At 47.0% G+C, this 11,750-nt stretch carries 8 protein-coding genes; all 8 read right to left on the bottom strand.

Annotated elements, in window-relative coordinates; all coding sequences use genetic code 11:
* Positions 1–61: 61 nt before the first annotated feature.
* The 8 genes from AACQ42_RS07490 to AACQ42_RS07455 all read right to left on the bottom strand — a co-directional run bounded on the left by AACQ42_RS07490 (position 62) and on the right by AACQ42_RS07455 (position 11,748).
* The gene (locus AACQ42_RS07490; protein WP_013857648.1) at positions 62–1,474 is read right to left on the bottom strand and encodes a phosphoglucomutase/phosphomannomutase family protein; all 1,413 of its coding nucleotides are present in this window, start codon (positions 1,472–1,474) and stop codon (positions 62–64) included.
* A 62-nt stretch (positions 1,475–1,536) separates the two neighbouring features.
* The gene (locus AACQ42_RS07485; RefSeq protein ID WP_094165870.1) at positions 1,537–3,942 is read right to left on the bottom strand and encodes a GH36-type glycosyl hydrolase domain-containing protein; all 2,406 of its coding nucleotides are present in this window, start codon (positions 3,940–3,942) and stop codon (positions 1,537–1,539) included.
* Between the two features lie 93 nt (positions 3,943–4,035).
* Complete coding sequence (locus AACQ42_RS07480) at positions 4,036–5,949, bottom strand: beta-N-acetylhexosaminidase (protein ID WP_094165869.1); 1,914 nt, start codon at positions 5,947–5,949, stop codon at positions 4,036–4,038.
* A gap of 9 nt (positions 5,950–5,958) precedes the next feature.
* Entirely contained in the window at positions 5,959–6,834 is an 876-nt protein-coding gene (locus tag AACQ42_RS07475; protein ID WP_094165868.1) for an N-acetylglucosamine kinase, read from the bottom strand.
* Complete coding sequence (locus tag AACQ42_RS07470; RefSeq protein WP_094165867.1) at positions 6,831–8,558, bottom strand: glycoside hydrolase family 9 protein; 1,728 nt, start codon at positions 8,556–8,558, stop codon at positions 6,831–6,833. Before AACQ42_RS07470 ends, AACQ42_RS07475 begins: the two co-directional genes overlap by 4 nt.
* 148 nt (positions 8,559–8,706) lie before the next feature.
* Positions 8,707–9,699, bottom strand: coding sequence for an ABC transporter ATP-binding protein (locus AACQ42_RS07465; protein ID WP_013857643.1), 993 nt, complete (start codon positions 9,697–9,699; stop codon positions 8,707–8,709).
* Positions 9,700–9,736: 37 nt separating this feature from the next.
* Positions 9,737–10,720 (bottom strand): ABC transporter ATP-binding protein, encoded by a 984-nt coding sequence (locus tag AACQ42_RS07460; protein WP_013857642.1) that lies wholly within the window; start codon positions 10,718–10,720, stop codon positions 9,737–9,739.
* Between the two features lie 2 nt (positions 10,721–10,722).
* Positions 10,723–11,748, bottom strand: coding sequence for an ABC transporter permease (locus AACQ42_RS07455; protein WP_013857641.1), 1,026 nt, complete (start codon positions 11,746–11,748; stop codon positions 10,723–10,725).
* Between the last annotated feature and the right edge of the window lie 2 nt (positions 11,749–11,750).

The following is an 11,750-nucleotide window of genomic DNA, read 5'->3' as shown; positions in this document are numbered from 1 at the left end:
CTACAACCTCTTCATACTGTGCGGGTATAGCGACTCAAATTTGAGTCGAAGTGGGTAAAAGCTATAACGATAGAAAATCTTTCACCTGTTGAAGAACACGTTCTGCAGTGTCTTTATCCGCCATTTCAGCAAAAATGCGTAGTAATGGTTCGGTACCAGAGAAACGAGCAATAACCCAGCCGCCGTTTTTAAAGTAGACTTTGGCTCCGTCTTCGTAACTGACTTTCTCAATCTCATACTCAAATTGAGGCAACTGTTTCTCAACGTAAATTTTGTTATACAACGACTCTTTTTGCGCGGCTTTAAATTTGCAGTCACCTTCTGCGGTGTAGGCGTAACCGTATTTCGCGTAAATTTCCCCCAGTAATTCGGAGAGTTTTTTACCTGTCACGCTGATCATTTCAACCAACAAACTCGATGCAAAAACCCCATCTTTACCTTTGATGTGTCCACGAATGGTTAAACCGCCGGAGCTCTCACCACCAATCAGTGAATCATCCGCTTCCATTTGTGAACTGATGTGTTTAAAGCCAACGGGGACTTCAAAACTTTTCTCATCGTGGTCAGCGGCAATTTTATCCAGTAGGTGGGTGGTGGCGATGTTACGCACCACGGATCCTTTCCAACCCTTATATTCAAGCAGGTAGTAGTAAAGCAGGATCAGTACTTCATTAGGATGGATGAAGTTGCCTTTCTCATCAATAATACCAAGTCGGTCTGCATCGCCATCGGTACCTATCCCAATATCGTAACCTTCTGCGGCCACTAAATGTTTGAGACGATAAAGAGTCGCTGCATTAGGGGAAGGCATTAAACCGCCAAAATCGGGGTTTTTGCCATCATTGATCACATCCACATCGCAGCGGCCATTGATCAGAACCGTCTGCAATGCATTTTTCGCGACGCCAAACATAGGGTCAATCAACACACGCAGGTTGGCTTTTTTGATCGCTTCAATATCGATAAAATTGATGATTGAATCCACAAACTCATTCATTGGATTTATGATGACAATCGATTTATCTTGCAGCGCTTGTTCAAATTCGACGTGTTTTACATCGGCAAGCGTCAGTGACGCGATTTGCTGTTCAATCTTTTGTGTGATCACCTCATCAGCGTCTCGTCCACCTTCAATGAACACTTTAATGCCGTTGTAGTCCGCAGGGTTGTGGGATGCCGTAATACACGCCGAATAGGCGCAATTCATCTCTTTGGCCTTGAACATCACAATAGGGGTGGGAACAAACTTATCGATAAAGCTTACCACCACGCCATTCGCTGCTAAGACTTGCGCAAACCAACGTGCGGCTTTGTCAGAAAGAAAGCGGCGGTCGTAGCCGATAACGAACCCGTTGTTAGCCACATTTTCGTGGTTAATGATGTTGGCAAGTGATTGAGCCACTAGACAGACGTTGTCTTTGGTAAACTCTTCACCAATAAAGGCGCGCCAGCCACCTGTACCAAATTTGATCATAATAAAATCCTTGTGGGACGAATGTTGAGCCTCAGCTCCTTCGCGCTGAGGCTCAAATCGCGTTAACCGAGAATAACCACTACATCGTTGACACTGCCTTGTGCCATGACAGGAATCACGCCTTCTACTGCTTCGCCATTCACTGTGATTGTTTTCACCCCTTTACTGACGGAGTTCGGGTTTTGCACTGTGATGTTGTAAGTCGCGCCGCGCCATTGGCGAGTGACTTCAAAACCAGGCCAATTGGTAGGAATGCATGGGTCGACGACGAGGCCATCAAAACCGACACGAACACCCAAAATGAAGTTGGTGACGGCAAAGTAGGCCCAACCAGACGTACCTGTTAACCATGGATGGTTCGCACGGCCGTGATCTTGGTGATCTCGTCCCATAATGAACTGCACGTATGAGTAAGGTTCGGCAACGCGCTTTTCAATGATGTCGTTTTGGTTATAAGGGTTTAATGCGTCGTAGAACTTCATGGCTCGATCACCACGGCCAAGCTTCGTTTCTGCAACCCATGCCCAAGGGTTTGGATGTGAGAAAATAGCGCCATTTTCTTTAACACCTTGATAAACACGAGTAACGAAACCGATGTCATCATTAGGGGTTGAGAAGGAAGGTGCGTTCAGATGTAGACCGTATTCGGAGAATAGATTCTCATCAACGGCATCCATCGCTTTTTCACCACGCTCTTGCGACACTGCGCCCGATAAGACGGCGAGTGTGTTTGATTCAAGGTGAACTCGACCTTCAGTTTGCTGAGCAGTTCCTATCTTGTCGCCATTTTTCGTTAGGCCACGGATATACCAGCCACCTTCTTCATCCCAAAGGTGAGTTTCACAAGCTTCACGTACGTTCGCCGCCATTTCGGTGTATTTCGCAACGTCCTCTGCATTGTCACGGTATTTTGCAAGGTCAATAAACTCTTGCAGTGCCCAAAAGTGGAGGAAAGAAACCATAGATGATTCGCCACCACCTAAGTTCAAGCAATCGTTCCAGTCAGCGCGTAAGCCTTTGCAGATACCTGTTTGCCCCACGTATTCTGCCGAGAAGTTAAGCGCCGCCTTCATGTGTTCGTAAACCGTTGCATTGCCACCATCGGCGTAAGGGATCACTTCATCAAAGAAGGATGTTTCACCTGTTTCCATCACGTATTTACAGATGGTTGGAACGAGCCAGAGATGATCGTCAGAACACGTATCTTCAATGCCGTGGATCTTATCTTCATCACTTGGTGTTGGTACAACGGTTGGCGATTTTGATGGTTTGACATCCGCTTTTTCTGGATCAAACCAGTCAGGATCAAATAGGTGTAGGCCATAGCCCGCTTTGACTTGACCACGAAGCAGATCAACCAAGCGTTTACGGGTCATCTTCGGGTTTGCGTGCGGTACTGAAATGGCATCTTGCGCCGTATCACGGTAACCAAGGCCAGTACGACCGCCCACTTCAATGAAAGAGGCAAAGCGAGACCACACCACACACGTTTCCGCTTGATAAAGCGTCCAAGTGTTGATCATGGTATCAAGGCCTTCATTCGGTGATTTTACTTGGAATTTCGCACAACGTTCATCCCAATGCGCTTTGATCCCAGCAAAAGCGGCATCGACATTAGCCAAGTCTTGGTACTTAGCACGCAAACGCGCGCCATTGCCTTTACCAATTCCCAAAATATAAGCAAAGCGAACTTCTTCACCCGGTTGGATCACAAATTGTTTGTGCAGCGAACCGCAATGGTTGTAGCAGGTTTGCGCGCTGTTCGAGCAGTGACCACGTTCTACTGCAATGGGATTGGCTTCGTCACGATACAAGCCGAGGAAGGTATCGCGTTGTCCATCATAAGAGTCTGGATCAAACGTCGAGGCTAAGTAGTAAAAGCCTTCGAAATCATTGGTGTTGTAGTAAAGATCGTACTCAATCACACCCGCGTGATAAGCGGTACCTGCAGAGTAAAGCGACATCTGATGGTTTTGGTTATCGGATTGAATGTGACTAAAAGAGAATTCAACAAACGAAAAAGCGCTGATAGTGCGAGTCTCAGTGGAATCGTTTTTAATGACGACATCCCAAATTTCAGCATCTTCGCCTTTCGGTACAAAGAGAGTTTTAGTGGCACTAATGCCGCTGTATTCACATTTGAATTTGGAGTAAGAGAGGCCGTGGCGGACTTCATACTTCGCTTCTTCTAAGCTTTTTGCTACAGGTTGCCAAGAAATAGACCAATAGTCGCCAGTTGCATCGTCACGTAAGTAAACATAGTGCCCCGGGCGATCAAAAGAAGCGTTCGGGCGAAATTTGGTAACACGGTTATATTCTGGTGAATTGTAAAAAGAGTAACCGCCCGCGTTATGAGAGATCACGGTGCAGAATTTTTCTGTCCCTAAGTAGTTGGTCCAAGGCGCTGGAACGTCAGGGCGTGTGATGACATATTCACGATTGTCGTTATCGAAATAGCCGTATTTCATTGTCATTTCCTTTTAAACAAGCTGCGTCTTTTGCAGCCAAAAATTATGCTAGTGAAAACCAAGGAGAGGTAATGCCGACTCCAAGTTTTGTGTTTATTTCCATGGTGCTCGGTAACGGATGCCTTGCTTGTCCAACATAGGCAGATGTCCTTTGAGCCGTGACAGATAATCTTGCCAATCACGATGCACTTTATGGGTCCATCCTGCTTCGGCGAGTGCAGTTAAGCGTGGGTAAATCATGTATTCCATACGCTGTGGGTTATTGATTAATTCACACCATAAAGCGCACTGAATACCGAGAATTCGTTTACGGAGTGGATCGTTTTCGGGCACTTCGGCTAAAGGTTCATAGCGATAGGCTTTTTCTAATGGGGTAACACCTGCCCAGTCAACGCCCGGTTCTTCTGGCGCATAATCTTGAGCAATATCCAGATACGTGTACTGACCGGGTTGTAAAATCACATCAAACCCCTGTTTCGCGCAGTTCAATGCCGCCGCTTCAGAAAGCCAAGAGTAGATAACAGTATCTTTACTGACCTTATTGCCATGATGCGCTTCTTCCCAGCCGACCATGCGTTTGCCAAGCGTACGCAGTTTTTGTTCGGCATAACGTAGTAAGTGTCCTTGTAATTCTTTGGCCTCGGTATAGCCATTATCAGCCATCAGTTGTTGACATTTAGGGCTGTTAATCCAGACCCCATCGGGCACTTCGTCGGCACCAATATGGATAAAGGGGGATGGAAATAGCTCAGAGACTTCTTGCAAGACGATATCTAAGAACTCATACGTACCTTCAAGGGCGGGGGAGAGGACGTTATCGTTATAATATTGAATGCTGCGATAGTGTGATTGATCCTCTTCATCGGCCAGCAGATGAGGCAGAGATTTGATCGCGGCTCGGCAATGTCCGGGAACATCAATTTCAGGGATCACTGTGATACCACGCTCTTGAGCGTATGCGATAACCTCTTTGATCTCTTGTTGTGTATAGAAACCACCGTGGCGCTGCGTTAACAAGCTGTATTGAGGTTCGAGCACTTCATCAACCCCTCGCCATGCACCGATGTCGGTGAGTTGTGGTAGTGCTTTAATTTCGATACGCCATCCTTCGTCATCGGTCAAATGCCAATGGAACGTATTGAATTTGTAATGCGCTAATTGGTTAATAAGCCGCTTAACTGTCTCGATTCCATGAAAATGGCGCGCACAGTCGAGCATCATGCCTCGGTACTTAAAGCGTGGCGCATCACTGATTTTGACGCAGGGGACTAACCACGATTGATCTTGAATTTGGATCAACTGCAACAGGGTCGCGCTAGCATACATAAAGCCTTGATGGCCACTCGCCTCTAAGCGAATGCCAGTACGATCGACGTTGAGTTGATACGCGCCCTCGTCAAAGGTCGGGTTAGTGCGGTAGATAATATCAGCACTGCCAATGGGTTTGGGCTGAAAATCAAATATACGGTTGAGTTCCTGTTGTAACCAAGTCGCAGCTTGCTCAGCGCATGTGGATTGCAAGGTAATCTGGCTCGAAGTCGTTAAGGTGCAATGCCCTGTGCCGGATTCAATCTTGTTTGGTAATGGAATGAGACTGAGGCTCGCGGCTTCTGTTGCGGGTATTTCACTGCGCTCACGATAAGGCGAGGCGAGAGCAATCGGAGTTACGATCACATCATGACGTTCGATAGGTTGCTCACCATTGCATTGAACAAAGGCGTGCTTTACGCCATCAGTGTAAAAATGGAAAGGGGCGGTTTTGATGCTAAATTCACAGTAAAAATGTGAGTTTGCAGCAAGCACGGTCATATCTGGCGTTAATGAGCAGAAACTGCCTATTTGCACTACGTTGCCATGGGTGATGCTGTCTGGCTGAATGAAGCGATCAATCACAAAATGTAACGACCAGTCTTTTAGGTCTTGATCGCTTAAGTTATGGAACGTTAAACCAAAACGGCAAAATTGCTTCTGTTCTGAGAGTACCGCAAAGTCAATTCGATAGCTCATAGTGATTCCTTAATACAAATTATGCTCGGCTTTGCCGGCAAACATAATCGCGCCTTCGATAGCGTCGAATTGAGGTTGAACAATCCACTGCTGTACCGGTGGAGAAAGCCAATACAAGATACGCTCTGCAATGCTACCCATGAGGCAGATCCGCTTGGCTCCTTTGTTATGAAGAGCGACAAGAAACATTTCGATGTCTGCCGCGGTTTGTTTGAGAAGCTCGATCGCCAGCGCATCACCTTGTTGTGCTAGAGAAAAAATAACGGGAGAGAACTGGCCATAGTCGCGTGGGAGTGCGGTTTTTGACCATTCGACAATCTGATCAACATCGTGGTTAAAATGTTGCATCACATGAGCGCTTAATAATGAAGGTTCGCCGATGCCATCCTCAATGAGCAGCACGCGCTGGATTAGGCGTAAACCCATGATGGCACCACTGCCTTGATCGGATATAGGAAACTCTCGTCCACCCACCACATGCTGCTGCCCAGCGTGTAAAAATAAGCCACAAGAGCCCGTTCCCGCGATCATAATTGCGCCATCGTCGCCATTATGAGCACCAATACAGGCACCGTAAGCATCTGTGTTGAGCGTTAGTGAAGCAAAAGGATGTGTCTGAGACATAAACGCATGCCATGCGGATTTTTGTTCTGCGCCAGCCAGAGCAAGACCCACGTGCATCTGAGCAAAATTCTCTTTCGTCAGCCCGCTTTGGTGCGCCGCTTGAGTAATTGCATCAATGATCGTCTGCATGGCAAGTTCCACACCCAATAAAATATTGGCGCTACCGCTTTTCGCTTCACCTAACAGCGCGCCTTGCTCGTTGCGGATGCGTGCGCGACATGATGTGCCGCCTCCATCAATACCGACATAATAAAAAGTCATGATTGCCTCTCTAAGTCTGGTGTTGAGAAGTGGCAAAACTGGGTTGTGATTGCCAGCAGATACCAAGCACCATGAGGAATCCATTGCTCAGCCCAACGCCAGTTTTGCATCATGTCATCCTTCTGTTTCGCTGGGTTGAAAGCGATATCTTCTTCATCTTCAAAACCGCCTGTAATGCCATTACACACTCCCCCTTTGGCGTTAAAAAAGCCTAGGTGGGGGAGGTAGTCTGGATTGTTGCGACCGTGCCCATCGAGCATGCACATATCGTATGGATTTAATCCGACAATCCAGTTCAATGCATTTTGTGCAAAGGTGGTTAAAGGGGCATGCAGATCCGCGTTGACGAACGCTTGGGCGCGATAAGCCATACACGCGAGCGATCCTAAACGCGCATTTTCGCCTTGCCACCAGTAGCCGGATTCATTGTCGTGAGCGACAAAAAATGCGCAGCGTTTGTCGCCATTCACAGGTTTTACATATTGGCGTGGGTAGCCAAATGGGTTACTGACTTGATGAGTGATAGTGAGCTCAAAGCGGCAAGCATTCTCAATCACTTGAACGACCGATTGTTTGCGGTGTTCTTCTGTTTCAATCTCGAGATATTCGCACAGTGCAATCACTGGTAGTCCAGCTTCGGCGGCGTGATAATAAGGACGAGTGGCATCACTATTGGCTGCCCAATAATGAGCGATGTTAGCGTCGCTGTGTTGATAAGCGCATAACCTTTGTGCCCAAAGACGACACTCAACCAGATAATTTGTTTGATGAGTTGAGCGGTAGAGTTCAACCGATGCAAGCAGAGCGCAATAGGCATCAATGATGTTCTCTTGACCATCGTCGAGATAGCGCGTGTTATTTTCTTTTAAATGCCAGTAACCATGCTCCGCCGCTGTTAAATAGTGTTCTGAGGTGAAATCACCGTGAACATCTAAACGTGCTGCCACCGCAAGAGCAGCAATCGCAATGCCTCCCCCTTGACGAAATCCGGCTTGATAATCGTCAGACTTGTGGCCAGATTGAGTGGCATAGGCGCAGATCTCTCGCTGCTTAATGTCCTTGCTCCATTTGTCAAAGACCGTTGTATAAAAGAACCCCTCGGAGTTTTGCATGCGGATCAGAAAATCAGCACCAAATAACGCCTCTTCCTTAAGGCGAGTGCGAGAAAATGCAGCAAAACTCGAGTGGTGTTCTAGTTGTGCCAATCCCTTTAGCATATTCCAAACCACCATTGGGGTTTGTTGAGGGTTTAAATAGTTGGCGTAAGAAAGGTGACTCAGATACTTACTGACGTCACCGGAAGCGTCGTACCAGCCACCGTGTACATCGGCAGTGGTTGATGTACCAAGCAGTGGTACGAGCTTATCTTGCTGGTCGAAAATGCCACCACAACGTTGTGATTTGAAGTAGTGCAATACATCAGAAAACGTTTTTTTCATCAGTATCCCTTCACCAATTTCAAAAATAGGGGAGTGGGTATTTTCAAAACGCAGGTAATACTGCCCTGAAGTGGTGTATTGAGAAAAGTCGATCGTATAAAAGCTACCTAAATGCCAATGTGCGACTTTAGCTTGTGGTTCAACAACGAAAGTCGACACCGTTTGATGGCTGTTTGCACAAACAAGCAGGGCGATATCGGAAGAAACACGGAGCGTGTTACTCATTAGTATCGCCTGTTTTGGCCCTTGTGGCTCATAACCAATATGGTTAATCAGTAGCAGCATTAAAGATCTCCAAGCCAGATCATTGATTTCTCGCCAGCACTCAATTCGTCGGGGGCGTGTGCTGACTTTGTTTTATATTTTTACCTAAGGTATTGAAGCCGACGAGGTTATGCCAGCGGCTTCAATCGCTTAAGGTGTGCGTTAGTGATTATTCAAATAAGTAACAACGAACAAAGTGGTTATCAGACAACTGAGTCACCGCTGGAAGTTGTTCACGACATTTGTCACTCGCCTGCATGCATCGACCAGCAAAAGGGCAGCCTGTTGATACCGGGGTCCAAAGTGGAATTTCGCCTTTGTTCCCTTTGAGCTTCTCGTGTATCGATTTACTAGGATCGGGCACCGCGGAAACCAATAGTTGGGTATATGGGTGCTGAGGATCGTGAATGATCTCTTCGGTATCGCCCCATTCCACCATATGTCCGACGTACATGACGGCTAAGTCTTCGGCGATGTAGCGTGCGGTGGCGATGTCGTGTGTGATATAAAGCAGCGACATCTGCTTTTCAAACTTCATCTCTTCCATCAGGTTGAGAACACCCGCACGAATCGACACATCCAACATGGAGGTTGGTTCATCAGCCAGTACCACTTCGGCACCAACTGCGATATTACGCGCTAAGTTGACACGTTGGCGCTGTCCACCAGACAACTGGTGCGGATATTTCGCGGCTGTTTCTTTTGGTGGAATAAGGCCGACTTGTTCCAGTAAATCGTGAACGCGTTCTTCTAACTCTCTCTTATTACCTGACGTCACTTTTTTATGGATAAGCAGTGGACGAGCAATATGATGAAAAATGGTATGAGTTGGGTTGAGTGAGCCAAACGGATCTTGCCATACCATCTGGACGCCTTCGCGATAGTGCATCAGGTCACTGCGTGAAGTGATGTCTAAAATATCGCGTCCTTTGTATTCAATTACACCGGATGTTGGGGCGTACATTTTGGCAATCATTTTAGCGGTTGTTGATTTGCCAGAGCCTGATTCACCCACGACAGCCAAGCCGCGGCTTTTGAACATTTTGAACGATACGTCGTTGATCGCTCGCATCATAGGTTGTTTTAGGGTGTTACTGTTGATTGGAAAATCTTTAACTAGATTTTTCCCCTCAACCAGTAATTCACCGAAATTTTTGCTCATAATTGTCTCCAGAAATTTTTGTAATACAGCTTGTGCTCTACAGTTTCACTTGAGCAATTGGGTCACCGTAAAGGTGGCAACTGGAGAAGCGTCCAAGCTCTATTTGGCGCAAACTCGTTGGAATTTTGGTGCAAGCTTCATGTACGCGATCGCAACGAGCTTGGAAGCGACAACCTTGAGGTATATCCAATAAGTTCAACGGGTTACCTGGTATTCCAGTTAACTTCGTTTTAGGGCCTGTCAGTGGAGGGAAAGAACTACCCAGCCCTTTGGTATAAGGGTGGAAAGGGCTTTCCAGAATCTGTTTAGAAGGAGCCACTTCAATTAATTCACCGGAATACATGATGCCAATCCGATCGGAGAACTCGACCATCAACGACAAATCATGGGTGATGAACAAGATAGAGAAGCCAAACTCTTCTTTCAGCGCATAGATTTTTTGCAATATTTCACGCTGGACAACCACATCAAGTGCCGTAGTCGGCTCATCCATAATGATCATTTTAGGATTGAGCGCGAGAGCAATTGCAATCACCAAGCGCTGACGCATCCCCCCTGAGAATTGGTGTGGGTAATCGTTTAAGCGACTTGGGTGAATATCGACAATTTCTAACAAACCTTCAGCGCGGCGTTTAGCTTGTTCACGAGTCATGTTGGTATGGCGCATGATCACGTCACAAAATTGCTCTTCCATCGTCAATACTGGGTTCAAAGCGTTCATCGCACTTTGAAACACCATCGACATTTGGCTCCAGCGAAAGGATTGCATGCGTTCATCGCTGTATTTAATGATATTTTCACCATTAAAAATCACTTCTCCACCAGTAATAAACGCGGGCGGCTTATGCAGACGCATCAGTGAAAATGCGATAGTTGATTTACCACAGCCAGATTCACCAGCAAGGCCAAATACTTCGCCAGGTGCAATATCAAAACTGACGTTGCTGCATGCTCGAACATCACCTGCGTCGGTGATGTAGTCAACGCATAGGTTACGGATTGAAATAAGTGGGTTTGTCATGATTATTTATCTCCGCTCCAAAGTGCATTTTGTGGTGGCAGGTCAGGCTGACGCTCTTTCTTGTCTTGCTCTGCGAGTTTTTTCCAACGCTTCATTCCTTTGTGTGAACGCAGTTGTGGGTTGGCAATTTCATCGACCGCAAAGTTCAGTAAAGCCAGACCAGTAACGAGCAGAGTCAAAGCAATACAAGGCGCAAGCAGTTCCCACCAAGCGCCAATCAGCATAGAAGAGGACGTTTGAACGTTGTACAACATGATGCCCCAACTGATGGTGTTTGGATCGCCAAGACCAAGGAAGGAGATGGTCGCTTCCATCATGATGGCGTACATCACTGAACCGATGAAGCTAGCGCCAACGATGGAGATGAGGTTAGGTAGAATCTCAACGAAAATGATGCGCCATGATGATTCACCCAAGACTTCCGCCGCTCTGACAAATTCTTTCTCACGCAGTGCGAGGGTTTGTGAGCGTACGACCCTAGCGCCCCAAGCCCAGGAGGTGCAGCCAATGATGAGTGCAATGGTTAATGGGCCGGCCTCTCCAATAAATGCCGCGACCACGAATAAAAGAGGATATTGAGGTATCACCAGCATGATATTCATAGCGGCGGTTAGAATGTCATCGACCTTACCGCCAAAGTAACCGGCAGAAACACCAATCACAGTCGCAAGAAAACAGACGGTCATTCCTGCGCCAAAACCCACGGCGAGTGAGACTCGTGCGCCATACACCACTTGTGACCAAACATCGCGTCCCATACGAGAGGTGCCTAGCACATGGTCTTCACCTTTTGAGAGTAGTAAGGTGCGGCGGTCAGTCGCCAAGTTTTCAGCAATCCAGCCATTCGGATCTGCTTTAGCGGCTTTGACGACGAACGATGGGTACTCGTGTGGATTTCCGGTACGTTTATCTGGCGCATGTTTGGTGATCAGTGGCGCAGCAAGGGCGATGAATAAAAATAGGCCCAAAATAATGACACCGACCATGGCAACGGTATTGCCGCGAATGAGTTTAATGAGATCTTTCATGA

It is taken from the genome of Vibrio sp. V12_P9A6T4, assembly GCF_963874835.1.
GTDB lineage: Bacteria > Pseudomonadota > Gammaproteobacteria > Enterobacterales > Vibrionaceae > Vibrio > Vibrio anguillarum.
This window is presented reverse-complemented; position numbering and strand designations above follow the sequence as displayed.